This is a genomic window from Listeria farberi, from assembly GCF_014229245.1.
GTDB lineage: Bacteria > Bacillota > Bacilli > Lactobacillales > Listeriaceae > Listeria > Listeria farberi.
Genome location: NZ_JAARZJ010000005.1, coordinates 54,167 through 79,404, shown reverse-complemented (window position 1 = coordinate 79,404; position 25,238 = coordinate 54,167). Strand labels below are relative to the sequence as shown.

General features: G+C 36.6%; 24 protein-coding genes and 1 tRNA gene. 19 read left to right on the top strand and 6 right to left on the bottom strand.

From position 1 onward, the window contains the following. Positions 1-84 precede the first annotated feature (84 nt). Both dnaN and dnaA read right to left on the bottom strand, forming a co-directional pair. Positions 85-1,230 carry a DNA polymerase III subunit beta gene (gene dnaN, locus HCB45_RS05935; protein WP_185319618.1) on the bottom strand — a complete coding sequence of 382 codons (1,146 nt, stop codon included), beginning with the start codon at positions 1,228-1,230 and terminating at the stop codon, positions 85-87. 193 nt (positions 1,231-1,423) lie between these two features. After that, on the bottom strand, positions 1,424-2,779 hold the full coding sequence (dnaA, locus tag HCB45_RS05930; protein WP_003759425.1) for a chromosomal replication initiator protein DnaA: 1,356 nt from the start codon (positions 2,777-2,779) through the stop codon (positions 1,424-1,426). Positions 2,780-3,283: 504 nt separating this feature from the next. Here dnaA and HCB45_RS05925 point away from each other — a divergent pair. The 6 genes from HCB45_RS05925 to HCB45_RS05900 all read left to right on the top strand — a co-directional run bounded on the left by HCB45_RS05925 (position 3,284) and on the right by HCB45_RS05900 (position 6,542). Beyond that, positions 3,284-3,754, top strand: coding sequence for a hypothetical protein (locus HCB45_RS05925; protein ID WP_185319619.1), 471 nt, complete (start codon positions 3,284-3,286; stop codon positions 3,752-3,754). Positions 3,755-3,921: 167 nt separating this feature from the next. Continuing rightward, the gene (gene rpmH, locus HCB45_RS05920) at positions 3,922-4,056 is read left to right on the top strand and encodes a 50S ribosomal protein L34 (RefSeq protein ID WP_003718062.1); all 135 of its coding nucleotides are present in this window, start codon (positions 3,922-3,924) and stop codon (positions 4,054-4,056) included. Between the two features lie 89 nt (positions 4,057-4,145). After that, positions 4,146-4,505 carry a ribonuclease P protein component gene (gene rnpA / locus HCB45_RS05915; protein ID WP_185607958.1) on the top strand — a complete coding sequence of 120 codons (360 nt, stop codon included), beginning with the start codon at positions 4,146-4,148 and terminating at the stop codon, positions 4,503-4,505. Positions 4,506-4,545: 40 nt separating this feature from the next. Further along, entirely contained in the window at positions 4,546-5,409 is an 864-nt protein-coding gene (gene yidC, locus HCB45_RS05910) for a membrane protein insertase YidC (RefSeq protein ID WP_185319621.1), read from the top strand. Continuing rightward, positions 5,406-6,026, top strand: coding sequence for an RNA-binding cell elongation regulator Jag/EloR (jag, locus tag HCB45_RS05905; RefSeq protein ID WP_185319622.1), 621 nt, complete (start codon positions 5,406-5,408; stop codon positions 6,024-6,026). The genes yidC and jag overlap by 4 nt, the downstream gene beginning before the upstream one ends. A gap of 54 nt (positions 6,027-6,080) precedes the next feature. Then, on the top strand, positions 6,081-6,542 hold the full coding sequence (locus tag HCB45_RS05900; RefSeq protein ID WP_185607957.1) for an ASCH domain-containing protein: 462 nt from the start codon (positions 6,081-6,083) through the stop codon (positions 6,540-6,542). A gap of 50 nt (positions 6,543-6,592) precedes the next feature. On the opposite strand, the gene HCB45_RS05895 is transcribed toward HCB45_RS05900, so the two are convergent. Further along, on the bottom strand, positions 6,593-7,573 hold the full coding sequence (locus HCB45_RS05895; protein ID WP_185619218.1) for a helix-turn-helix domain-containing protein: 981 nt from the start codon (positions 7,571-7,573) through the stop codon (positions 6,593-6,595). A 122-nt stretch (positions 7,574-7,695) separates the two neighbouring features. Between HCB45_RS05895 and HCB45_RS05890 the strand changes: the two genes are divergently transcribed. From HCB45_RS05890 to rhaM, 5 genes are read left to right on the top strand one after another with little or no spacing between them, the layout of a single operon-like run. After that, positions 7,696-8,964: an MFS transporter gene (locus tag HCB45_RS05890; RefSeq protein ID WP_185319625.1), complete on the top strand. Its 1,269-nt coding sequence runs from the start codon at positions 7,696-7,698 to the stop codon at positions 8,962-8,964. An 18-nt stretch (positions 8,965-8,982) separates the two neighbouring features. Further along, complete coding sequence (gene rhaB, locus HCB45_RS05885) at positions 8,983-10,434, top strand: rhamnulokinase (protein ID WP_185619216.1); 1,452 nt, start codon at positions 8,983-8,985, stop codon at positions 10,432-10,434. A 12-nt stretch (positions 10,435-10,446) separates the two neighbouring features. Next, entirely contained in the window at positions 10,447-11,709 is a 1,263-nt protein-coding gene (gene rhaA / locus HCB45_RS05880) for an L-rhamnose isomerase (RefSeq protein ID WP_185619214.1), read from the top strand. 12 nt (positions 11,710-11,721) lie between these two features. Further along, positions 11,722-12,543: a rhamnulose-1-phosphate aldolase gene (gene rhaD / locus HCB45_RS05875; RefSeq protein ID WP_185619212.1), complete on the top strand. Its 822-nt coding sequence runs from the start codon at positions 11,722-11,724 to the stop codon at positions 12,541-12,543. Positions 12,544-12,555: 12 nt separating this feature from the next. Further along, the gene (rhaM, locus tag HCB45_RS05870) at positions 12,556-12,870 is read left to right on the top strand and encodes an L-rhamnose mutarotase (protein ID WP_185619210.1); all 315 of its coding nucleotides are present in this window, start codon (positions 12,556-12,558) and stop codon (positions 12,868-12,870) included. Between the two features lie 39 nt (positions 12,871-12,909). Here rhaM and HCB45_RS05865 read toward each other — a convergent pair whose 3' ends face one another. Continuing rightward, entirely contained in the window at positions 12,910-14,322 is a 1,413-nt protein-coding gene (locus tag HCB45_RS05865; RefSeq protein WP_185319630.1) for an MFS transporter, read from the bottom strand. Between the two features lie 154 nt (positions 14,323-14,476). Between HCB45_RS05865 and HCB45_RS05860 the strand changes: the two genes are divergently transcribed. Then, a complete protein-coding gene (locus tag HCB45_RS05860) occupies positions 14,477-15,016 on the top strand; it encodes a GNAT family N-acetyltransferase (RefSeq protein ID WP_185619208.1) in 540 nt (179 codons plus the stop codon). A 135-nt stretch (positions 15,017-15,151) separates the two neighbouring features. Beyond that, positions 15,152-17,146: a DUF3857 domain-containing protein gene (locus HCB45_RS05855; protein ID WP_185619206.1), complete on the top strand. Its 1,995-nt coding sequence runs from the start codon at positions 15,152-15,154 to the stop codon at positions 17,144-17,146. Between the two features lie 48 nt (positions 17,147-17,194). Here HCB45_RS05855 and HCB45_RS05850 read toward each other — a convergent pair. Further along, positions 17,195-17,267, bottom strand: a tRNA-Val gene (locus HCB45_RS05850). 21 nt (positions 17,268-17,288) lie between these two features. Then, complete coding sequence (locus HCB45_RS05845; RefSeq protein ID WP_003764667.1) at positions 17,289-18,314, bottom strand: LacI family DNA-binding transcriptional regulator; 1,026 nt, start codon at positions 18,312-18,314, stop codon at positions 17,289-17,291. 222 nt (positions 18,315-18,536) lie between these two features. Between HCB45_RS05845 and HCB45_RS05840 the strand changes: the two genes are divergently transcribed. The 6 genes from HCB45_RS05840 to HCB45_RS05815 all read left to right on the top strand — a co-directional run bounded on the left by HCB45_RS05840 (position 18,537) and on the right by HCB45_RS05815 (position 25,201). Beyond that, positions 18,537-20,237 (top strand): sugar phosphorylase, encoded by a 1,701-nt coding sequence (locus HCB45_RS05840; protein ID WP_185619204.1) that lies wholly within the window; start codon positions 18,537-18,539, stop codon positions 20,235-20,237. After that, positions 20,234-21,526 (top strand): ABC transporter substrate-binding protein, encoded by a 1,293-nt coding sequence (locus HCB45_RS05835; RefSeq protein ID WP_185319634.1) that lies wholly within the window; start codon positions 20,234-20,236, stop codon positions 21,524-21,526. The genes HCB45_RS05840 and HCB45_RS05835 overlap by 4 nt, the downstream gene beginning before the upstream one ends. A 77-nt stretch (positions 21,527-21,603) precedes the next feature. Then, a complete protein-coding gene (locus HCB45_RS05830; protein WP_185319635.1) occupies positions 21,604-22,485 on the top strand; it encodes a carbohydrate ABC transporter permease in 882 nt (293 codons plus the stop codon). Further along, on the top strand, positions 22,472-23,323 hold the full coding sequence (locus HCB45_RS05825) for a carbohydrate ABC transporter permease (protein WP_185309442.1): 852 nt from the start codon (positions 22,472-22,474) through the stop codon (positions 23,321-23,323). The genes HCB45_RS05830 and HCB45_RS05825 overlap by 14 nt, the downstream gene beginning before the upstream one ends. Positions 23,324-23,341: 18 nt before the next feature. Next, positions 23,342-24,394 carry a zinc-dependent alcohol dehydrogenase gene (locus HCB45_RS05820; protein WP_185319636.1) on the top strand — a complete coding sequence of 351 codons (1,053 nt, stop codon included), beginning with the start codon at positions 23,342-23,344 and terminating at the stop codon, positions 24,392-24,394. Positions 24,395-24,406: 12 nt separating this feature from the next. Continuing rightward, positions 24,407-25,201, top strand: coding sequence for a sugar phosphate isomerase/epimerase family protein (locus tag HCB45_RS05815; RefSeq protein WP_185319637.1), 795 nt, complete (start codon positions 24,407-24,409; stop codon positions 25,199-25,201). The last annotated feature ends 37 nt before the right edge of the window (positions 25,202-25,238 follow it).

The window sequence follows — 25,238 nt, the reverse complement described above, 5'->3', positions numbered from 1 at the left end:
AAATATACATTTCTATCCAAAAACTGTACTATAACAAAAAAAGAATCCGCCTTGAAACCAAGACGGATGTGCTTTTTTGCGAGATTAGTAAGTCCTAACCGGCGTGATTAATTGTAAAATTTCATTTGGATTGGCTGCATCTTTTGGTCGAAGTACAAAAGGTCTCATTGTACCAGAGAAGGAAATTTGAATATCATCACCTTCGAAAGCACGAAGGGCATCCATCATGTATTTACCGTTAAAAGATATTTTAATTTCTTCGCCAGTAAAGCTTTGGCTGAAGACATTTTCAGAAACATTCCCAACTTCCGGAGAATTGGAGGATACTTCTACTTGACCATTTTCGAGTGTCATTAATTTAATAACGTTATTACGATTTTCGCGAGCAAGTAGGGAAGCACGATCAATTGCTTGTAAAAATGCTTTGGAATTAATGACAAGTTCTGATTTAGTATCAGTTGGAATTAAGCGTGATGTATCTGGGTAACTACCTTCAAGTAAACGAGAGTAGAATAATAAATCTTTTAATTTAAAAAGAATTTGGTTGTTTGCAAGGGTCATTTCAATGGATTCACTTGCATCGTCTAAAATTTTATTTAGTTCAGCTAAGCTTTTTCCTGGAATAACAATGTTGTATTCTTCATCAATGTTTGTTTCAAGTGGAATTTCACGTAATGCTAAACGATGACTATCGGTCGCAACTGCGCTAAGTTTGTTATCTTTAATAATCCAGTTTACCCCAGTAAGTACTGGGCGAACTTCGATAGCAGAAACAGCAAAAACAGTTTGTCTAATAATGTTTTTAAGGACATTAATAGGAATTTTAATATTTTTACCATCTGTAACTTCTGGTAATTTTGGGTATTCCATTGGATCTAAGCCGTTTAACGTAAAGGATGCTTGGCCAGAACTAATATTCGTTTGATAATTTGTTGTAACTTCAATTTCTACATTTTCTTCAGGTAAACGACGCACGATATCTCCGAAGTACTTGGATTGAAGAACAATACCACCAAAACTTTCGACTTCTACAATTACTTCATCATTTTCAATTAATGGAATAAATGCTTCGATAGAAATATCAGAATCACTACCAGTAAGGGTTACACCTTCATCATTTACGACTATTTTTATCCCCGTTAGAATTGGAATCGTTGTTCTTGCAGAGATGGCACGAGTAACTTCATTGACTGCTTGGACAAGACGATCACGCTCAATAACAAATTTCATGAGTATCCCCCATTTTTTTATATTTTGTAAAATCTCAAAAACCTTTAATTAATTAATAAAAAATCGTAGTAATAGTAACAGGCGCTGTGGATTTGTGGATAAGTAGGTTGTAAGCCATGCGACATAGAGTTTTCCACATGTTGATAACTTGTGGGTAAGTATGTTCCAGTTATCCACATTATACACAGATCTATTAAAACATATTTTGTGACTTTCTTAAATTTTTTTCAATTTCAGCAAGGTCGTTTTTCAACACTTGATCGGTTTTTAGTAGCTGCGATATTTTTTCGTGTGCATGGATGACGGTTGTGTGATCGCGTCCACCAAATTCATCACCGATTTTTGGTAATGAGGCATCTGTAAGCTCTCTTGAAAGATACATAGCGATTTGGCGGGGAAAAGCAATACTTTTCGTCCGTTTTTTTGCTTTAAAATCTTCCAAGCGAACGTGGAAATATTCGCCGACTGTTTCTTGAATCCCACTAATCGTAATGACTTGTGATTTTGAAGAGGGGATAATATCTTTTAGAGCTTCAGCCGCAAGTCCAGCTGTTATATCTTTATTAACGAGAGAAGAATAAGCAACTACTCGAATGAGTGCGCCTTCTAACTCGCGAATATTCGAATCAATTTGGTTTGCAATGTAAAGCATGACTTCATTTGGAATATCAAGTCCGTCTGCTTTTGCTTTTTTACGTAAAATGGCGATCCGTGTCTCTAAGTCTGGTGGCGTAATATCAGTAATTAAGCCCCATTCAAAGCGGGATCTAAGCCGATCTTCCAGTGTAGGAATTTCTTTTGGTGGTCTGTCACTAGAAATAATAATTTGTTTTTGTTCGTCATAAAGCGTATTAAATGTATGGAAAAATTCCTCTTGCGTTCCTTCTTTACCAGCTAAAAATTGAATATCATCAATAAGTAAGACGTCGACATTCCGGTATTTTGTACGGAATTCTTCGGTTTTATTATCTCGGATGGAGCTAATAAACTCATTAGTGAATTTTTCGCTGGAAAGATACATTACTTTGGCATTATCTTTATGTTGTTGAACGTAATGACCAACTGCATGCATTAAATGTGTTTTACCGAGGCCAACTCCGCCGTAAATGAAAAGCGGGTTATATGCTTTTGCTGGTGCTTCGGCTACTGCAAGTGATGCTGCATGAGCAAATCTGTTCCCTGAACCAATGACAAATGTATCAAAAACATATCTTGGATTAAGCATATGCTTTCCAATTTCAATGCCATCTTCATCTAATGCTGGATTTGGCTTGATAACAGTGTATTCAAAGTTTTCTTCCTGCTCGCCATCAATAAAGCGGACATCAAATAAGCGACCAGTTATTTCTTGTAAAATGTTAGCGATAAATTGAGTGTAGCTCTTCTCTAACCAATCGCGAACAAAATTATTAGGCGCTGAAATAATAAACGTGTTACCTTCAAGTGAATGAGCGGTTGTTGATTTCATCCATGTGTCATAACTAGGTTTACTCATATTTTTTTTAACGATTTGCAGTGTTTCCTGCCAGATGTCTTCAATTGATTGCACTAGTAACCCCCCTTTTTTATGTAAAGTAAATGGATGATCTAAAGTTATCCACAGATAGAAAAAGCCATGGATAAGGTTATCCAAACACTGTTAAAAAATTATCCACAAAGTGAAATTGTTTTGTGGATAACTTTATTTTTCCCCAGCTATATTTCTATTCGACAGGAATTATAATATCAGAAAATCACTCTGATAGCAAGGACTTACAAAATCTATCCACAAAACTGTCCAGATGTGAAAAACGGTTGTCCACAGCTAGTTAACTTGTGTATAACTTGTGTGTAAAGAAATCTGTAACGAAATTGTTAGAATTAATTATCCACAAGTCAATGTGTGTAAGTAACCACTAATTGTGTATAAGTTTGAACTTAATTAAAAGGTTATCCACAATAAAAAGCTTATATTAACTACTTATCCACATTTTCTGGGAAAGGAATTCATTGTGCCAATGTGTTAAACTATTTAGCAGAATACGAAAAAAGACAAAAGATGAGGTTGTGAAAAATGATATTTCAACGGCTTTTGAAAACAAGAGATACAGAGTTTTATCGAGTTATACAAAACGGGAACATTGATGATGTGTTTGGTTATTTACTTATTCACGACAAACGGGAACCAGCAGAAATTGATGATTTTACAGTATTTGCTAAAAGTAATATAAATAAAGAAGCTTTTTCAGTAAATATAAAAAAAAATCATGTGTACACGATGTTTTTTCATTTTACCGATTTAGAAGAAGAGCAGGAAATTCCAAAGTTTACCAAAGTAATTCGTTTTATTGAAGGACTTCTATCTTTTCAGCCTGAAACGAGTCATTACGTTGATAACTATTTAATAAAGGAGAAACTAGTTTTTGAATATCCGGCTGAATTTGAGAAAATTGGTGAATTCGCACGATATTTAGTAGAGGTTTCTGGACGTAAAATAATTATTCCAGATACTACTAGAGAAAAATATATCTATTTGACTCAATAAATTTTGAAAAATGGTTTTTCTCTCTATAAAAATATGATATGATAGTGAACGGAGTCTAAATAGAAATTCGTCTAAATAGTATTGACAAAAATGACCAGTTCACGTATAATATCTAAGACTGTCTAATAGATAAATTCGATTGGACCCTTTCATGGGAGGTGTAATTAATGAAAAGAACATATCAACCAAGTAAACGTAAAAGAAAAAAAGTACATGGTTTCCGTACGCGTATGAGTACTAAAAACGGACGTAGAGTTTTAGCAAGTCGTCGTCGTAAAGGAAGAAAAGTTTTATCTGCGTAGACCACTGAAAACGACTCAGTGGTTTTTTTTTTGAAAAATCACTGAGTCAAACGGCCTTATACTAAGATATGTAAGAAGATGGAGAATGTATGAAAAAAAAATATAGAATTAAAAAAAATGACGATTTCCAAAAAGTATTCCGAAGAGGAAAATCTTTTGCTAACCGTCAATTTGTTGTATATACTTTAAGGCAAGAAGGATCAAATCATTTTCGAATTGGTTTATCGGTTAGTAAAAAAATTGGAAACGCTGTCTGTCGGAATAGAATTAAACGATACATAAGACAATCATTCCATGAACTAGAAAGCCAAATCAATCCTGAAAATGAATATATTATCATCGCCAGAAAACCGGCGGCCAATATGGATTTTCATGAAGTGAAGAAAAGTTTGATTCATGTTTTAAAAGTAGGGCGTGTTTTAAAGCAAAAACCAAACAATTCAAAATGAGTGGAAATTTGAAAAAGGCGAAATTGGAGGTTACATCAATTTGAAGAAGAAAAAGCGATTCAAACAGAAGTTGCTCATCGCAAGTCTTGTAATCGGATTAATGGCTGTGCTTTCGGGTTGTGGCTATTCAACTGATCCAATTACATCAGAATCAACTGGATTTTGGAGTCACTACATTGTATTTCCATTGTCCTGGACTATTACTTGGTTTTCCGATTTATTCGGTGGAAGTTATGCAGTCGGAATTATCGTTGTTACAATTTTAATCCGTCTACTTATCATGCCTTTAATGATCAAACAGCTGAAAAGCCAAAAGGCCATGACAAACTTACAACCGAAAATCAAAGAACTACAAGAAAAATACTCGTCTAAAGATAATGAAACAAAACAAAAACTACAACAAGAAACAATGCGTCTATATCAAGAAAATAGCGTAAATCCAATGATGGGTTGTTTACCATTATTAATCCAAATGCCTATTCTACTAGGATTTTACCAAGCGATTAGTAGAACAGCAGAAATCAAAACAGATTCATTCTTATGGATGCAACTGGGAAATCCAGATCCATATTACATCTTACCGGTTGTTGCGGCATTAACAACATTCTTATCATCAAAAATTTCTATGATGGGGCAAACACAGCAAAATAAATCAATGGCGATGATTGTTTATATCATGCCAGTAATGATTCTATTTATGGGTATTACTTTACCTTCTGCACTTGCTCTATACTGGATTATCGGTAACATTTTCACCGTATTCCAAACACTTTTAATAAATAATCCTTTTAAAAACAAACGTGAACAGGAGGCGCTGGCGGCTGCTCAACTTGAAGAAGAACGCTTGAAGAAAAAAGCAGCTAACATGAAAGCTTCCAAAAAAGGAGGTAAGAAAAGAAAGTGAGAGATATAACTGCGCAAGGCTCAAATGTGGAAGAAGCAATCGAAAATGCATTAGCCACTTTAGAAACAACACGCGACAAGGTCGAAGTTGAAGTTTTAGATGAAGGTAAAAAAGGTATTTTCGGAATTGGTTCAAGACTAGCTATGGTAAAAGTAATTGAAAAAGAAGATGGTATCCAAGTAGCGATTGATTATCTTTTAGATGTTGCTACCAAGATGGGTGCAGTAATCACGATTGATGTTGAAGAAGTTGGTAAAGATGTGAAGTTGCAAATTAAAGGTGATAGCCTAGGTATGTTAATCGGCAAACATGGTCAAACCCTTAATGCTCTTCAATACTTAACACAATTAATTGCGAATAAAACAACGAGCCAATACAAAAACATTATTGTTAATGTAGGGGATTATCGTGAAAGACGTCATGAAACGTTAGTAATTTTAGCAAATAAAATGGCAGATAAAGCGCTTAAAACGAAACGTGCAGTTCATTTAGAACCAATGCCTTCATTTGAAAGAAAAATTATTCATGCTATTTTAAGCGAGAATGAACAAATTGAAACGCATTCTGAAGGACGCGACCCTTATCGCTATATTGTGATTAAGCCAGTTCGAAAATAAATTCTTAGACTGAGGTTTTAACGAACCTCAGTCTTTTTTTAGGAGGAGAATCAAGTGGTAGTTTATAAAGATTCGGTTCATGAAATGTGGCAAAAATATCGAACTGAGCATCCGATGATTTCCAATAAGTTTGAGGCATGGGCTTTTGGTAACTCAGCTCAGATGGCGAATGAGCTTGGTGGACTTGTTATTGACGGAATAAAAACCGGCACGAGTAGCTTGTTCTATTGGTATGATCAAGGCGGGGAAACAATGCCATCTGTTGGTTCACATGTAGTGCTTTTAGATGGTAATGAAGAAGCGATGGGAATTATCAAGTTAATAGGTGTAACGATTATGCCTTTTAATGAAGTGCCGGAAACGTTTGCTTACTTAGAAGGAGAGGGAGACCGGACGCTGGAATATTGGCGTAAAGTACATACTTCCTTTTTTACTAATGAATGTCTGGAACTTGGAATTCCTTTTGAAGAAGATGCTCTGGTTGTTTGTGAAGAGTTTGAGGTTGTTTATAAGTAGAATGTTTCACGTGAAACAATAGAAAGAGTACTGCGACTCATGCAGTACTCTTATTTTTTATTGCGCACTTCATTGGGTAAGAGATTAAATGTTTTTTTGTATAAGGAGTAAAAGTAAGTCTTATTACTAAAGCCAACTTTTTCAATAATCAACTCGATTGGAGTGGAAGTGGTTTCGATTAAAAGATTTGCTGCGAGCATTTTTTGTTTATTGACTAGTTCTGTAAAAGTAAAATTGGTATTTTTTTTAATAAAGTTACTGAGATAATTTTTATTGTAACCTAATGTATCGGCGGCACTTGTTAATGTGATTGTCCGATAGTTGGATTCTATCAGCTTGATAACTTCGAGCATGGTGGAAGTAGTGCTTGATTGTGTGTTAGTAAGATCATCAGCTAAATATGTATCGCATTTACGTACCAGTTCAGTGAATAGAATTGGTAAATAAAGAGTGATAATTCGTGATGAAAATTCTTCTTCTAGAAAATATTCTGTGATAATTTGGTTTAAAATTTGTTGGATATGCGGAATTTGCGCACTTTGAAAAATAATATATTTCTTTAAAGATTGCTCGCTTACGCTGGAATGAAGAAGAAAGTCGAATAGAAGGCTATTTTTTTTCTTAATACTAGTTAGCCATTCTAGGCTAATTTGTTGGTCACGAAAAAGGATGTTGATGAGAATGTCATTTTCGCCTGTTGCTTTGATGGAATGATGGCAGCCGCTATCTAAAAGTAAAAGTTCTCCTTCATGTAAAGTTTCTTGATTTCCTTCAATGATCTGTTCAGAGCTTCCTGAATACATATAATTTAGTTCAAGAAATTGATGTGTATGGTACGGGTAGTCTGCAAATCGGTTGTGTTTGCTTATATAAATGTCTTTATTTTTGAAGAAATAATCGTTTAATAATTCCATGCTGCCGTTCTCTTTTAAAAAGGAGCCATTGGGTAAATCGGGGACAAAAGTACCAGTGCTTTTTTGAATTTTTTCTTTTGAATTTAGACGGAACAATTTTTTATTAAGCGCTTCCATTTCACAATCTCCTTCTGTAAATTTGATACTTTAATTATAAACACAGGATATTGTAAAGCACAATCATTAATTGTTTAATATAAAGTAAGCGCTTAACTAAAATGAGTAGGAGGGTTAAAAGAATGGCTGGATCGAGTACAAGTAAAAAAGGAACGATAGCAGTATCTTTGACGAACTATTTAGATTCTGGATGTATTGTAGCGGGAGCAAGTGGACTAACTTTATGGGCAACACAATTCGGACTTAACAGTTTTGCAGTGGGATTACTTGGGGCGGTGAGTGCGAATGCGTTTGGTTCTGCAATTGGCGCGCTTATTGGTGGTCATTTAGCAGATAAATATGGACGGAAATTTATTTATACGTATAACATGTTAGTGTATATGCTTGGGGTTACAATCATTATGTTTGCAATGAACTTCCCAATGTTATTAATTGGATTTTTAGTTACAGGCCTTTCAGTTGGGGCTGGGGTGCCGGCTTCGTGGACATATATTTCTGAAATGGCGGATCCTAGTATAAGAGCTAGAAATATTGGTATATCTCAATTTGCTTGGTCATGTGGGCCAGCAATTATCTTTACTTTAGGAATTATTGTATCTCCACTTGGGCTTTTAGGTAACCGCTTACTTTTCTTATCTTTATTGATTGTAGCCTTTGTGGCTTGGCAGTTGCAGCGCAAACTAGAGGAGTCGAAGGACTGGGAAGCGGAGCAAGTGAAATTGAAAGAAAGTGGTAATCGTTTGGAACATCCTTTTAAAACAGCATTTTCTAGTATAGTAAATGTAAAATCAGTACTTTTCTTAGTGGGTGTGTACTTGTTTTGGAATTTAGTAGCGGGTGCAATGGGATTCTTTATGCCGTTTGTATATGAAACGGTCGGTGGTCTTTCTAATACACAAGCGAATTTATTGCAAGCTGTATTATGGATACTCACAGCAGCTTCTACATACTTTGGCTTTGCTAAATTTGGTGATCGAGTAAGTCATCGTGGGTTGTTTTTTGTAGGGGCTTTAATGGCAGTTGCTTCTTGGGTTGTACTTACTTTTGTTGGAATGTCTTGGGTTGGTTTATGGACATTTGTTATTTTATGGGGTATTTCAGCAGGGATTGGTGCACAAGCTTTTTACGCACTTTGGTCAACAGAACTTTTTCCAACAAAATATCGTGGTGGGGTTCAAGGCGTGATGTTTTTCTTAGTTCGTGGTAGTACAGGTGTCTGGTCGATTGTGTTCCCAGTAATCTTGGCAAATCTTGGCTTTACTGTGGCGGGGACAATTATGATTGGTTTACTTACAGTGTCGCTTTTAATCGGTGTAATCTGGGCGCCGAAAACACGTGGCAGATCACTTGATGATATTACGAAGGAACGTTACGGAAATACAATTGATTAAAGAAAAGGAGCTAGACCAGTGAAACATTATGTTGCAGTAGATATTGGTGCATCAAGTGGTCGATTAATTCTAGGGAAACTGGTGAATGAAAAATTACAATTAGAAGAAATTCACCGTTTTAAAAATGGCTTTACGTACCGAGATGGGCATGAACGCTGGGAAATTGATCAATTGATACAGGAAATTTTTATTGGCTTGGAAAAAGTTAAGCAACTGGGAATTTCGGAATGTGTGCTTGGTATTGACACGTGGGGCGTTGACTATGTTTTGATAGGGGATTCTGGAGAAAAGTTGGCAGACCCAATTAGTTACCGCGATAAACGAACGTTAAATGCGGTGCAGAACTTAACGAGTGAGTATCCACGAGAATATATTTATAAAAAAACAGGTATTCAGTTTATGGAATTAAATACTCTATATCAGCTGTATGTGGAAGAGCGAGATTTGCTAGAACGAGCGGAGAAAATTTTGTTGATTCCTGATTATATTGGTTATGTGCTCACGGGGGTTAAGGTGGCAGAAACAACAAATTCATCGACTACCCAAATGCTTAACTTGCGAGAACAATTATTTGATAAGGATTTACTTTCGCATTTGAACATTGATGTGGAAAAATTTGCGCCACTGACGGATGCAGGGACATATTTAGGTGAAGTAAAAGAAGATTGGCTCAAGATGTACGATATCCCTAATTGTGATGTAGTAACAGTGGCAACACATGATACAGCTTCGGCAGTGGTGGGAACTCCGGCAGAAGGAGAAAATTGGGCATTCTTGAGTAGTGGAACATGGTCGCTAATAGGGATGGAACTAAATGCGCCAATTAATAACGAAGCAGCTTTTAAAGAAAATTACACGAACGAATGGGGCGCATATGGAACTTATCGCTTTTTAAAAAACATTATGGGACTTTGGATTGTGCAAGAAATTGCGCGCATGGACGACTATCAGCATAGTTTTGCTGAGATGGCTGAGGAAGCGAGTAATTATCCTTATTTCAAGCAAATTATTAATGTCAATGATGCGAGATTTAATAATCCGGAAAACATGGTGGATGAGATTAAATTGTATTGTCAAGAAACTGGACAAACTGTACCAGAGACGATTGGTGAGCTGACAAATTGTGTGTATGGAAGCCTAGCGCTTTATTATGCGCTAGAATTAGAAAAAATGGCTGAAATTACTGGTAAGAAAATTGAAAAACTTTATATTGTCGGTGGTGGAAGTAATGTGGCTATGCTAAATCAATTAACAGCTAAACTTGCAGGGATAGAAGTGTTTGCGGGGCCTTCAGAAGCAACAGCAATTGGAAATTTAGTTGTACAAATGATTAATCAGGGTGAAATCAAATCTATGCGTGCGGGAAGAAAAATTATTCGAAATTCATTTGAAATTGGCGAATTTTCTTGTGGCGATGTGAGGTTTGAGGAAATAAAAGAAAGATTTACTAAGGTACTTGAATTTAATTAGGAGGCTTTTAGAATGGGACAAGAAACAGAAGTTAGTAAACGATATCAAGTGGCGAAAGAACGTTATCAAGCAATTGGCGTTGATACGGAAAAAGCCTTGGAAACACTTAAAGACATTAAAATTTCGATGCATTGTTGGCAAGGTGATGATGTTAAAGGTTTCTTAAATCCGGACGGTGAACTTACTGGTGGAATCATGGCGACCGGGAATTATCCGGGTGCTGCTCATACTCCTAAACAATTACGCCAAGATTTGGAAAAAGCTTATTCACTTATTCCTGGAAAACATAAACTTAATTTGCACGCGATTTATGTAGATACAGATGAAAAAGTAGATTTAAATGAAATTGAACCTAAGCATTTTACTCCATGGGTAGAATGGGCGAAAGAGCAAGGTTTGGGTCTGGATTTCAATCCAACTTTCTTTTCACATCCAATGTTTAAAGATAATTACACATTAGCTTCACCCGATAAAGAAGTGCGTGATTTTTGGATAGAGCACGGGAAACGTTCACGGAAAATTTCCGAGTATTTTGGAAAAGAACTTGGCCAAACAAGTATTAATAATTTCTGGGTGCCTGATGGTATAAAAGATTGTCCGATTGATCGCTACACCCCGAGAAAACGTTTGATGGAGGCTTTAGATGAAGTTTTTGCAGAAAAACTAGATGAAAAATATACACAAGAAGCTGTAGAAAGTAAATTGTTTGGTTTGGGTGCAGAGGCTTATACAGTTGGTTCGCATGAATTTTATATGGGTTATGGAATTACGCGAGATAAACTGATTTGCTTAGATGCGGGACATTTCCATCCAACAGAAGTTATTTCTAATAAATTGTCTTCTTTGGCGCTTTTCAGTAAAGGTGTAATGTTGCATGTGAGCCGTCCGGTCCGCTGGGATAGTGACCATGTGGTGATTATGGATGATGAATTAATTGAAATTGGTCGGGAATTGGTGCGCAATGATTTACTTGGAATTACAAATATTGGTCTTGATTTCTTTGACGCAACAATCAACCGGATTGCTGCATGGGTTGTTGGGACTAGAAATACCCAAAAATCATTGCTTAAAGCTCTTTTAGAACCTACAGCCGATTTGAAAGAAATGGAACTGGAAAATGATTTTACATCTCGTATGGCAATTACCGAAGAGTTAAAAGACTTTCCATTTGGCGATGTATGGAACTACTTCTGTGAAATTAATGGTGTCCCAGTTGGCCTTGACTGGTTAAAAGAAGTAAAAGCTTATGAAGAAGATGTATTACTAAAAAGATAGGAGATAGTGACGATGACAAAGGATATACTTGATGCTGTTTTTATTAAGGAAATGGCAAAAACTACTTCAAATTTATATCGGTTAGGCTGGGACGAAAGAAACGGTGGCAATATCACTTATTTGCTTGATGAAAAAGAAGTTGCAGAATACTTAGATGTAAAGCAAATTATCCGCACAATTCCAATGGACTTTGATGGTGAAAAGCTCGCTGGTAAATTTTTCTTAGTAACTGGTTCGGGCAAATATTTTAAAAATGTTGAAGAAGCTCCAGCTGTGAATTTAGGTGTAATTCAAGTAAGTGAAGATGGAAAAGCAGTTCATTTGCTGTGGGGCTACACAGACGGTGGACTACCAACGAGTGAACTTCCAGCGCATTTTATGAGTCATATTGCAAGACTTTCTGTTGATCCGGAAAACCGTGTTATTATGCATTGTCACGCTACGCATTTGCTCGCGATGACATTTACACACGAGCTAACGGAACAAGCATTTACAAGAACTTTGTGGCAAATGTGTACGGAATGTTTAGTCGTTTTTCCAGAAGGTGTTGGGATTATTCCTTGGCTGGTTCCTGGTACGAATGAAATTGGAGAAGCTACATCTGAAAAAATGAAGGAAAATCGTTTAATTGTTTGGCCACATCACGGGATTTATGGTGCGGGGCAATCAATGGATGAAACATTTGGATTAATTGAAACCGCCGAGAAAGCAGCAGAAGTTTATACTATTGTGATGTCACAAGGCGGTATTAAACAAGCGATTACAGATGAACAATTGAAAGCACTAGGTGAAAGATTTGGCGTTGAAGCAAAAGCCGGTTATTTAAATAATTAGGAGGTAAGAATAATGGAACGAGTGGCATCTATTATGTATTTATATCCTGGTAATCAAGAAGAATATAAAAAAAGACATGATGAACTTTGGCCAGAAATGAAAGAGGCCTTAAAAGCACATGGAGCATCTAACTATTCGATATTTTTAGAAGAAAAAACGGACACGTTATTTGCTTATGTGGAAGTTGAGAATAAAGCTGTTTATGACAAAATAGCAGAAACGGAAATTTGTCAAAAGTGGTGGGAATATATGGCTCCAATCATGAAATCAAATCCTAATCATAGCCCGGTCGCGGTAGATTTAAAAGAAGTTTTCTATTTAGCATAAGAAAAGAGACATGACTTTAATGCAAAGTCATGTCTCTTTTTAGATATTTTTTGGTAAGCGGAATATGAGTAGGAAACAAACTATGAGTAGAAAAATATTGACGTACATACTCATTTGCAAACTGTCTGAAAAGGCGCTTGCTTTTGAGGTGGCTGTTGTATTTCCTAATGTACGGAAAAAGACCGAACCGACCACAGCAATCCCAAAGGAAGAACCAATTCGCTGCGCTGTATTAAACATACCACTAGCTCCGCCGCGATCTACACCGGTCACTGTGGAAAGGGTAAAACTATTCAATGGTGCAATAGTCAAACCACTACCAAGCCCAGAAATGAAAAGTGGTAGGAATAAGAGCCAAGCAGAAAAAGCGCCGTCATTGAGATGAAAAACTATAGAGACGGTGCCAAGACCGACAATAACAAGCGAGACCCCTAGCATTAACAGTTTTCTTCCTAGTAGCGGGATAAATCGGTAACTATTGGACGCTGCCAGTACGCTACCTAATGCAAAGGGACTAATTGCAAGTCCAGATAAAATAGCTGAACGATTGAAACCAGTTTGCCAAGTTAGCGATAGAACGAAGAAAATACTAGTAAATGCAGCAAAGTATACGAGAGATAAGAGCATTCCTGAGACAAATTGATTGTTTTTAAGTAAGTTTGGCGCAATTAATGGTTGGTTGCCTTTCTTTTCTTGATAAACACTCCATTTGTAAAGAATGATGAAGAGTGGGATAGAAAGCGCCATTAAAAGATAGTCGATTGGTTTAAAATCATTTGCACCATTTGAAATAAGTGGGAAAAGTAATAGTAAAAGTGCGATTGTCAGTAGCCCAACTCCAGGCAAATCGAAGCTGATTTTTTTCGTGGAGACAGTTCTTTTAGGGAGATAAAGCATTGCTAAGACAAGTGTTACTAACACAAAAGGTACGTTAACGAAGAAAACTGCGCGCCAACCGTTTGTAGCTCCAAAAAGTTCAATTAAAAGTCCTCCTGTAAGAGGTCCGATAGCAGTTCCTACACCAATAACAGAGCCAAGAATTCCGAAAATTTTCCCAAGACTTTTTCCAGAATACATATCCATAATTGTGGCATTGATTTGTGGGAAAAATAACCCGGCAGCAAGTCCTTGTATTACCCGGGAAATAATGAGACTATTTTCCGAACTAGCGAAACCTGCAGTTACACTCATAATTAGAAAGAGCGTAATCCCGATAATGTAGATGTTTTTTCGCCCAAATTTATCGCCAAGCCGACCAGCTAAAATAAGAACGAGGCCAAAAGCGAGTGCATAACCTGAAATAACCCATTCAATTGTTTCACTTGTAGCATGTAGAGCAGTCGTAATATCGGGTAGGGCAACGTTGACAATGGTTGTATCTAATAATGAAATAAAAGCTCCAAGCATAATTGAAATAAGTGCTAAAGTTTTACGTTTATCCGTCTGTTCCATGAATCATTCTCCTTTTTGAAGCTTTTTGAGATATTTTTCATTATAAACCTAATAACTCTGATGATAAAGAAAGAGCAAATGTTTCACGTGAAACATTTTACTTTGAGAGGGAGATTTGATAAGCTTTTTTTATTAAAAAGGCGGGGGTTAACATATGGAAAATCGGAAGCAAATGATAAAAACAGAACGACTTTTTTTAAGCGAAATGACATTGGCTGATACAGAAATTTTGTTCGGTTATTGGTCGGATGATTCGGTTACTAGATATATGAACATTGAACCTTTTCAAAGTTTGCAGCCTGTAGAAGAAATGATTCGAATGCTGAGACAATTAGAAATTGAAGGAAAAGCACTTCGCTGTGTGATTATTTTGCAAGCAACAGGGGAAATTATTGGTACATGTGGCTTTAATTACATTGATCATGAAAACCATCGGGCAGAAATTGCCTATGATTTAGGGACACGTTTTTGGAAAAGAGGTTATGCGACGGAAGCAGTGAAAGCGTTGATGGAATGGGGAAAAGAATCTTTTGAATTACATCGTATTGAAGCAAAAGTAGACCCAAGAAATACAGCTTCTATAGTATTGTTAGAAAAGCTTGGTTTTTCGAAGGAAGGTTTACTGCGAGATTATGAAAAAATTGGTGAGGTATACCAAGATGTGCAATTGTTTTCATGGATAAATGGAAATTAGCAGTAAATGTGTCGAATTTTTTACTAAATAGTGTAGATAAACCAAAAATTGTTATATCCAAAAGATTTGCTCTTGTTTGTTCTATTTAGTTATTGCTAGAATGAAGTTATCTAAAATAGTTAAGGAGATTACACAATGACAAAAGAATATTACTTTATCAAACCAGAGTTAAGTTCTCCAGAAACAAAACAAGAAAACATTGATTCTTGGTTAAAGACACAAGATAAAACTTTTTATGATGCACAAATTGCGCAAGAACGTGATTACTGTTTCTGGTGTAATATTGTAGAAACGGCTAAACCAAATTCGCGTACGAGTTATACTTCGATGGCATATACATTAAATGAACCAAATATGCTCAATTCGACCGCTAAAACAAGCTTTGTTTTATCAGAAGAAGAAGTATTAAATATTCACACTTTATCTGTGGTTCGTGAGGGTAAAGTAATTGATAAGTTGGATGACATTAATGTAAAAGTACTGGACTATGTGCGTGATGAAAATCAAGCAAGTTTTAATGATGAGAAAAAAGTAACGGTGCTTATTCGCGACTTACATTTAAACGATATTTTTATTATGGAGACAACAATCGAGCGTAAATATGAAGAAAGCAGCATTCGAAATGACTTTTTCCGCTGGATTTATTCGGCACCAAATTCCTACTGGGCTTACGGGAAATACCGTTTTGAATTGAAAAATGAAACGGAGAAAAAATTAGAAGCGAATTTCCATTATTTCCGAGATGAAGCGGGCACTATTTTAGAAAAAGATAAAGTGATGGTTCCGCATAATGAATCTTATACAATTGAAAAAGAAAATTATATTGGAGAAGACCCGAAAGAGCTTGAGATTGTACCTTTCATTGATTTTGTTACAGAGCAGACGTATCCGGAAATCACCAAAACAATCAGTGACATTTATCAAAAATTCTATCAAGTAAATCTTGCTGATTTTGCGGCTGATTTAGTGACTGAGTTAGATGCGCTTCCGTCTTTAGACCATAAAATCAAGCATGCCATCGATTTTGTTCAAAAAGAAGTGTACTATTTGTACAATGAAGCAGAGATGGATGGGCACGAGCCGCAAGCTGCTGAAGTAACTTATAATACAAAACAAGGGGACTGCAAAGCGAAAACAGTTCTTTTGAAAGTGATTTTAGACTATTTAGGCGTGAACTCGGAGCTTATTCTAGTTAACTATGATAGTGATGTATTCTTGTCAGTTTATACGCCATCACCATTCAACTTTAACCATGCGATTTTAAAAATAACACATGAAGGTCAAGTTTACTTTGTTGATGCGACGATGAGTAATGACCAAGGATTTTTAGCTAATCGTCAAAAAAATAGTTTTATGTATTATTTGGAAATTAAAGCTGGTACGGAATTACAAAAACAAGAACCATTTGAAGATGAAGAGCCAGCTGTGGAAGAAATTTTCCGTTGTGATGTGAAAGGGAATGTGGCTGAGGTTGTCTTTGAAAGAAAGTTACGTGGAGGAATGGCGAACGGATCGCGTGATATGTTTAAAAATGAGTCTAATAAAGAGATTATCAGCCGTTACAATTTTACAACGTATAAGTGTATGACGCTGTATAAAAACTTTGAAGAAAATGAAATTGAACAGCATTTTAGTAATACTTCTGTTCAAATAGTTGAAGATAATAAGGATTTAAATGAACTTTCTATAGTGTATAAAGCGACTATTACGGATCCATATGAAGTTGAAAAGAAAAAACGTTATTTACACTACTGGAACTATGGCAACTTTATCGATGATACTGCTGAAAAACATTTCCATAAAGATTTCCCGTATTGGATTGATCGGAATAAAATTAAAACAGAGATACATTTGACGACAGATAAGTCAATTGACCAACAAGAGAGCTACACATGTCAAGAATGTGACATTAAATCTAAGTATTTGAAACATCGTATGACGAAGAAAATCCACAAAAATGGTGCATCTTGTTATTTAGAGTATCGTCCATATCATAACCTTGCTATTAAAGGTAAAGACTTGGAAGAATATATTAAAGCTAATAAAGAAATCCTCAAAAGTAACTGGGGTATCGGTATTGATATCATTGAGGATGGGTTGTTTAAGAAGTTAGGTAAGTTATTTAAATAAAATCAAAAAAGCATTCCTTTTCGTCAAAGGAATGCTTTTTTTGTTAAATGGTCCCGACTGGTCTCGAACCAGCGACCCCCACCATGTCAAGGTGATACTCTCCCAACTGAGCTACAGGACCAAGTAAATTCAGAAAATAAGCTTAGGAGTTTATTTTCTGAATGGATTCACGTTCAATCATTTCGGTTTGGATAATGGTTGTTTTTGGGACATTTTTATCTTGGTGGATTAAGCGGAATAATAAGTTAGTCGCTTTTTTTCCTAATTTGTTAATAGGAATGTCAATAGAAGTAAGCGGTGGTGATAGGAAAGACGATGCTACTTTATCATTATAGCCGATAACGGAAAAATCTGCAGGAATTTGCAAATTTTTGTCCGCGGCCATTTTATAGATACTAAGGACTTTTAAATCATCAGTTGCGAAAACGGCGGTTGGTTTATCCGAACCTTCCATTAGGCGTAGTGCGGCTTTGTAGCTGTCTTCAATGTTATAGCCGCTATCAATAATCCAGTCGTTACGAAGATCTAATTTGTGATCAAATAGACAACTTCGAAATCCAGCGAGCCGATCAATCGAAACATGATAATCAAGTGGTGCGTGAATACAAGCAATTTTTTTATGACCTTGTGTGATTAAATGTTTAGTTAGAGCATAACTATCACCAAAATTATCTGTATCAACAGAATAAATATTTTTGTAATGGCCTTCTACTTTTCCAGTAACAACAATAGGTATATTATAAGGATCTAATTGATGAAAAAAATCTTCATCAGCTGGGGAACTTAACATAATTATGCCTTTAATCATTTTTTCTTGGATTTTCGAGAGACATTTTTTGAGTTCGTCTTCACTGTTTTTGGCAGTCTGAAGGATGAGGTCAAAATTTTCCAACTCAGCTTGAGTGGATATGGATTGAATTATTTCGGAAAAAAATGGGTTCCCTGCTGTAGTTGTTGTTGAGCGATTTGAGATAACCATGATAGCATCAAAGCCAGAAGAAGTAAGTGCGCGAGCTAGTTTGCTTGGTTGGTAGTTGAGTTCATCAATCGCTTCTAATACTTTTTGCCTAGATTCTTTGGAAATATTAGCTTGATTGTTAAGTACTCTAGATACCGTTGATTTTGAAACTCCCGCGTGTTTTGCTATGTCATAAATGGTAGCTGCCAAGGTAATCTTCCTTTCTCTATTGTTTCCGGTATCGGTTCCGGTCAATATCATCCATGTTTATATTACTCAATTTTACGCTAAATGTCCAACTAGATGTAATGGAGAGATAAAAACCCAATACTATCAACACATTAGAAAACTCATTTAAAATTCTGTTTGACAGAAAGCGCTTTCCATACTATAATTCTTTTTGTGGGAGCGCTCCCGGTTAGGAGGTAAATGATGACGAATTTAAGAAAACGACTTTCGCGGTTATATTCTGAAGATGTGGTTGAGAATTTAGCAACGAGAATTGAAGAACGGGTAAACCAAACGAAACAAAGAAAGTTAGTACGAAAAGATAAATGGGACGAGAAGGATATTGTTTTAATTACATATGGAGATCAGTTTAAAGAGGAATCCAAAAAAACGTTACCAACATTTAAGAAAATGTATGATCGTTATTTAAAATCGACTTTTGAAGTAGTGCATTTCTTACCTTTCTATCCTTATTCATCGGACGATGGGTTTTCGGTTATTGATTATAAGGCAGTAAATCCGGAGCTTGGTGATTGGACAGATATTAAGGAAATGGAACAATCGGCGCGCTTGATGTTTGATTTTGTTTGTAATCATATGTCTGCAAAAAGTGATTGGTTTAAGCGGTATTTGGCGGGTGACGAAGAGTTTCAGAACTTCTTTGTGGAGATGGATCCGGATGCTGACCTTAGTTCGGTTACAAGACCACGCGCCACACCAGTGCTTACGCCATTTCAATTTGCTTCTGGTAAAGAGGGTTATATTTGGACGACGTTTAGTGAGGATCAGATTGATTTGAACTTTGCTTGTCCGGAAGTGCTTTATAAGATGATTGATGTTTTAATGTTCTATCTAGAAGAAGGAGCAGAATATGTGCGACTTGATGCGGTTGGATTTATGTGGAAGGTGCCGGGAACAAGCTCGATTCACTTGGAAGAGACGCATGAAATCGTGAAATTATTTAGAGACCTAGTAGACATTGCAGCACCGGGGACAATTATTATAACGGAAACTAATGTGCCACATGCTGATAATATCAGTTATTTTGGAAATGGTGAAAAAGAAGCGCATATGGTTTATCAATTCCCACTTCCGCCACTTGTGCTCCATGCGATACACCATGGCAATGCGGAGTTTTTAAGTAATTGGGCGAAGAATTTAGAGTTACCAGAAGGCAAGCGGACATTCTTTAATTTCCTTGCCTCACATGATGGAATTGGATTAAATCCAGTACGCGGCATTATCCCAGAAGCGGAAATTTTGGCGTTAGTGAATGATTTGGAGGAAGAAGGCGCGCTCGTTTCATATAAGCAAAATCCAGATGGTTCTATGAGTCCTTATGAGATTAATGTGACTTACATGGATGCATTAAGTAAACAGGCGGACACAGATGATTTGAGACTGGCGAGATTCCTTGTGGCTCATGCGGTATTAATGTCTATCCCAGGCGTCCCAGCAGTGTATATTCAAAGTATTTTAGGAAGCCGCAATGATTATTCAGGCGTAGAAATAACTGGCCACAATCGCTCCATTAATAGAAAGAAATATGATTTGGAGGAAATTGCAGTTGAGTTAGAAAAAGCTGGCTCCTTACGAAAAGAAACTTATGATGCGTTAACAAAATTAATTAGCACCCGAAAAGCGGAATCACTTTTCCATCCAGAAATACCGATGGAAGTTTTAGAATCCACGGCGGAATTGTTTGTTATTAAGCGATCATCTGGCGCGGAATCGATTATATTGATTCATAATTTATCAGAAAAAGAAGTGAAGTATTCACTAGACAGCGGTGTTTATACAAATCTTTATACGGGCTCCACGGTAACTGGGAGCGATTCCATAAAGCTTAGTGGCTATGAATTCTGCTGGCTAAAAACCAAAAATTACAGGGAGGAACAAAAATGAAGAAAAAGAGTCTTGTATTACTTGTTGTTGTGTTGGTTCTAAGTGCGGTTCTAGCTGCATGTGGGGGAAAAGGGTCTAGTAGTAAGGAAGTAACAGTGGAATTTATGCATTCATCCGTTGAAAAAGAGCGTTTAGATGTTATTAAAAAATTAATTGCTGATTTTGAGAAAAAAAATCCAACAATCAAGATTAAACAAATTCCAGTTGAAGAAGATGCTTTTAATACAAAAGTAGTTACACTTGCTCGTTCTGGTAAATTGCCAGCAATCATGGAAGTCAGCCAAGATTTTGCCAAAGTAATGGATAAAGATGAGTTAATTGATCAAGATGCAGTGAAAGAAGTTATTGACTCTATTGGAGCGGATAACTACTACGAAGGAGCAACAAACTTAGTACGTTCTGAAGATGGTAAAAGCTATATCGCTGCACCACTAAGCGGTTGGGTTCAAGGTATTTGGTATAACAAAAAAGCTTTAGCCGATGCTGGTTTTGAAGAACCAAAAAACTGGGCGGATATTGAAAAAGTAGCGAAAAAATTCACAAATAAAGCAGATAAAAAATATGGGATTGCTATTCCAACAGCAGAAAGCACAATGAGTGAGCAAGCATTTTCTCAATTCGCACTTTCTAACAAAGCGAATGTTTTAGATGCAAAAGGTAATGTAACGATTGATACACCAGAAATGAAACAAGCGCTTCAATATTATAAAGATCTTTCAGCATATACAATGCCTGGTTCAAATGATGTAACTGAAATTAAAGATGCATTTATGAATGGAACTGTTCCAATGGCAATGTATTCTACGTATATTCTTCCTTCTGTTTATGAAGAAGGCGATCCGTCTAACATTGGATTCGCAATTCCGGAAGAAAAAGAAAAAGCGGTTTATGGTACAGTTTCTGGTTTAACTATTTCAGCAGGGCTTGATGATGAGCAAAAGAAAGCAACGAAGAAATTTGTTGAATATTTATCGCAGCCAGAAAATATGGCAACGTGGGTATTAATGTCCCCAGGTGGTGCGCAACCAGTAAATAAAGAAGTAGTAGAACAAAAAGCATATAAAGAAAATGAAGTAATCAAATCATTTGGTGAACTTCCAAATGAAATTGCAGCATCATTCAATGACATCCAAGTTTTCGGGCTTGTTGACGGTAAAAATCTTACAAAAATGGGAGATATTACTAGCTCAGGAATTATCGCACAAATGGTTAATAACGTAACTGTTGGTGGCGGTGATGTTTCGGCGGACTTAAAAGCAGCGCAGAAGAAAGCTGAAGAAGGTAAATAATCAAATAGCGGGGAGAGTTGAGTCTCCCCGTCTTTTTTAACAGTTTAGCACGTCGCTTTTTGATTTAAGGAGGCATTATGAAAACAAAAGTATATAAAAGATCCGACTTTAAGTTAGCTATGATTTTACTTGCGCCAAGTTTTGTTTTACTGGCAGCACTTGTTTTATATCCGATGATTTCAAATATCCAGATTAGTTTTTTAGATATGCCGCTTAACCCCAACATTAAATCGGTCTTTGTTGGTTTACAAAACTATATAGATATTTTAAAAGATCCAGAGTTTTATAAATCACTAGGTCTTACAGTGGCTTATACGGCACTTGTAGTAGTTGGAAGCACCGGGATGGGACTACTTGTGGCGATATTTTTTAACCGCGAATTCCGCTTTAGAAGAACGGCTAGGTCGCTTATTATCTTGTCTTATGTAACACCATCTATTTCTCTTATTTTTGCATGGAAGTATATGTTTAATAATGGTTATGGTGTGATAAACTTTATGACTGTAGATGTGCTTCATATGTTCAAAGAAGCGCCGTTATGGTTTGATAATCCAGTTTCTAGTTTCTTTTTAGTAACCTTTTTTGCGATATGGCGTTATTTCCCGTATGCATTTATTTCGTTTTTGGCGATTTTGCAAACGGTGGATAAGTCGCTTTATGAGGCGGCTGATATGGACGGAGCGAACATTTGGGATAAATTCAAAATCGTTACTTTGCCAGCGATTATGCCGGTACTCGCAACAGTTATTACGCTTCGGGCGATTTGGATGTTCTATATGTTCACCGATGTATACTTACTCACGAATAAAGTAAATATCCTTGGAGTTTATTTATATAAAACAGCATTTGCATTCAATGATTTAGGAAAAGCAGCAGCGATTTCTGTCATATTATTTGTCATTATTTTTGTTGTGATTATTTTTGCAAGAAAGCGGGTGGATTTGAATGGCGGTAAGTAGTAAAAAGTCAAAAAGAACGAAGAAAATCGCGTTTTATGTGACGATGGTTGCATTTTTATGTATCACGTTGTTCCCTTTTGCGATTATGTTAATGACTTCATTTAAGAGCAGCAAAGAAGCCATTTCTACGCATCCAACATTTTTCCCGAAAGATTTTACATTCCAGCATTATATTGATATTTTTAATCCAGATATTTTTCCGTTTTTAACGTATTTTAAAAATAGCTTGGTGGTTTCGGTTTTTGCGGCGGGAATTGCGGTCGTTTTGGGAATTTTAGGCGCTTATGCGTTGTCGAAATTACGCTTTAAAGGGCGGATGACGATTAATGCAAGTTTTTATACGGTTTACATGTTCTCTGGAATCTTGTTAATCGTTCCATTGTTCAAAATAATTTCGAGTTTGGGATTGTATGATACAGAAACAGCTTTAATTATCACGATGGTTGTACAAACACTACCTACCGCGGTATTCATGCTAAAAAGTTATTTTGACACAATCCCTTCTGATATTGAAGAAGCAGCAATGATGGATGGGTTGAATCGCTTCCAGATTATTTTACGGATTATCGTTCCGCTTGCGATTTCAGGTATTGTTTCTGTATTTGTATATTGCTTCATGGTAGCTTGGAATGATTATCTGTTTGCTTCGATTTTCCTATCTAGCTCAGAGAAATTCACGTTACCAATTGGCTTAAACACACTATTTAGTACACCAGATTATATTTGGGGTAGAATGATGGCGGCATCGCTTGTAACGGCGCTACCAGTTGTTATTATGTACGCAATTTCAGAACGATTTATCAAAGGAAACTTAACTGATGGTGGAGTTAAAGGATAAGAAAGGAAGTAATTTAACATGAAAAAATTAGTAGCGACTGCCCCTCGTGTGGCGGAATTAGTAGAATATCATGATCGTGAAGTTTTAGAAGATGAAGTAAAAATTAAAGTGGAGTTCGCTTCGCCAAAACATGGTACAGAAGTGGTTGATTTTAGAGGAATTAGTCCTTTTATTGATGAAGAATTTTCGCCTGAATGGAACTTATTTGTTTCACGTGAAACAAATAGTGCGCGAGGCATTGTGTTTGGCGAGTTTCAGCTAGGCAACATGGTCGTTGGTGAAGTAGTTGAATGTGGGAGCAAAGTGACGGAATATGCGCTTGGGGACACGGTTTGTTCGTATGGACCGATTATGGAAACCGTTATTGTGAAAGCTGTCGATAATTATAAATTACGTAAATTGCCAAAAGGAGCTAATTGGAAAAATGCAGTGTGCTATGATCCGGCTCAATTTGCGATGAGTGGCGTGAGAGATGCACATGTTCGTGCTGGGGATTACGTTGTCGTTGTTGGACTTGGCGCGATTGGTCAAATTGCAATTCAACTAGCGAAAAAAGCGGGCGCAAGTGTTGTTATCGGGGTCGATCCTCTTAGTCATCGTCGTGAAATCGCTGAAAAACATGGAGCAGATGCTACGTTTGATCCGATTACGACAGATGTTGGCTTAGAAGTGAAACGCCTTACTGGTAAGCTTGGCGCTGATTCTATCATTGAAACAAGCGGAAACGCAGCGGCACTTCAAGCAGCACTTCGCGGTATTGCTTATGGTGGAACGATTTCTTATGTAGCATTCGCGAAACCTTTCCCAGAAGGATTTAATCTTGGACGAGAAGCACATTTTAACAATGCAAAAATCGTCTTTTCACGTGCGGCTAGTGAGCCAAACCCGGATTATCCGCGCTGGGACCGCAAACGTATCGAGGAAACTTGTTGGGAACTACTGATGAATGGCTACTTAGATTGCTCGGATATTATTGATCCAGTTGTTCCATTCGCTGATTCGGCGGAGAGTTACATGAAATATGTCGACCAACAACCTGATTTGAGTATTAAAATGGGAATTACCCTTTAAGGAGCGATAATAATGAAATTAGGCACACAAAACCAAGCATTTTTCCCGGAAAATATAGAAGAAAAATTTGCTTATGTAAAAGAAATGGGCTTTGAAGGTTTTGAAATTGATGGTAAATTACTTGTTGAAAATTTGGACGAAGTGAAGAAAGCTATCGAAAAAACGGGGCTACCTGTTAGTACTGCATGTGGTGGCTATGACGGCTGGATTGGTGACTTCATTGAAGAGCGCAGATTGAACGGTTTAGAAGAAATTAAGGCGATTTTAGAAGCTTTAGCAGAAGTTGGTGGGCAAGGGATTGTCGTTCCAGCGGCGTGGGGGATGTTCACTTATCGTCTTCCGCCAATGGTTTCACCGCGAAGTCAAGCTGGTGATTTCAAAGCAGTAAGTGAATCATTAATTTATTTGGATAAAATTGCTGGAGAAACTGACACGAAAGTTTATCTTGAGCCACTTAACAGATACCAAGACCATATGATTAATTTGCTAAGTGATGCGCAGAAATATATTGATGAAAATAATCTTGAAAATGTAGAAATTATCGCTGACTTCTATCATATGAATATTGAAGAAGATAGCATTCCTGCTGCACTTGAGAGGTATAAAGATTCGATTGGTCATATTCATGTTGCTGATAATCATCGCTATCAACCAGGAAGCGGTAGCCTTGATTTTAAAACAAGTTTTGATCAACTGAAAAAGAATGGTTACAACGGATTTTTAACTTTTGAATGTCGTGTTCGCAGTGAAAATCCAGAACAAGCTTATAAAGATGCTTTAGAACACTTAAAAAGCTGTTTAATTTAAAATAGAAAATCCGTCCCAATTAAAGCGGACGGATTTT

Bases quoted from the DNA above. Each gene is read 5' to 3' on its own strand.
- HCB45_RS05830 (WP_185319635.1), top strand. From the start codon at position 21,604: ATGAAAACAAAAGTATATAAAAGATCCGACTTTAAGTTAGCTATGATT.
- HCB45_RS05860 (WP_185619208.1), top strand. From the start codon at position 14,477: ATGGAAAATCGGAAGCAAATGATAAAAACAGAACGACTTTTTTTAAGC.
- rpmH (WP_003718062.1), top strand. From the start codon at position 3,922: ATGAAAAGAACATATCAACCAAGTAAACGTAAAAGAAAAAAAGTACAT.
- HCB45_RS05835 (WP_185319634.1), top strand. From the start codon at position 20,234: ATGAAGAAAAAGAGTCTTGTATTACTTGTTGTTGTGTTGGTTCTAAGT.
- HCB45_RS05865 (WP_185319630.1), bottom strand. From the start codon at position 14,322: ATGGAACAGACGGATAAACGTAAAACTTTAGCACTTATTTCAATTATG.
- rhaA (WP_185619214.1), top strand. From the start codon at position 10,447: ATGGGACAAGAAACAGAAGTTAGTAAACGATATCAAGTGGCGAAAGAA.
- HCB45_RS05840 (WP_185619204.1), top strand. From the start codon at position 18,537: ATGACGAATTTAAGAAAACGACTTTCGCGGTTATATTCTGAAGATGTG.
- HCB45_RS05895 (WP_185619218.1), bottom strand. From the start codon at position 7,573: ATGGAAGCGCTTAATAAAAAATTGTTCCGTCTAAATTCAAAAGAAAAA.
- rnpA (WP_185607958.1), top strand. From the start codon at position 4,146: ATGAAAAAAAAATATAGAATTAAAAAAAATGACGATTTCCAAAAAGTA.
- HCB45_RS05890 (WP_185319625.1), top strand. From the start codon at position 7,696: ATGGCTGGATCGAGTACAAGTAAAAAAGGAACGATAGCAGTATCTTTG.
- HCB45_RS05820 (WP_185319636.1), top strand. From the start codon at position 23,342: ATGAAAAAATTAGTAGCGACTGCCCCTCGTGTGGCGGAATTAGTAGAA.
- rhaD (WP_185619212.1), top strand. From the start codon at position 11,722: ATGACAAAGGATATACTTGATGCTGTTTTTATTAAGGAAATGGCAAAA.
- rhaM (WP_185619210.1), top strand. From the start codon at position 12,556: ATGGAACGAGTGGCATCTATTATGTATTTATATCCTGGTAATCAAGAA.
- dnaN (WP_185319618.1), bottom strand. From the start codon at position 1,230: ATGAAATTTGTTATTGAGCGTGATCGTCTTGTCCAAGCAGTCAATGAA.
- HCB45_RS05825 (WP_185309442.1), top strand. From the start codon at position 22,472: ATGGCGGTAAGTAGTAAAAAGTCAAAAAGAACGAAGAAAATCGCGTTT.
- HCB45_RS05925 (WP_185319619.1), top strand. From the start codon at position 3,284: ATGATATTTCAACGGCTTTTGAAAACAAGAGATACAGAGTTTTATCGA.
- HCB45_RS05815 (WP_185319637.1), top strand. From the start codon at position 24,407: ATGAAATTAGGCACACAAAACCAAGCATTTTTCCCGGAAAATATAGAA.
- HCB45_RS05855 (WP_185619206.1), top strand. From the start codon at position 15,152: ATGACAAAAGAATATTACTTTATCAAACCAGAGTTAAGTTCTCCAGAA.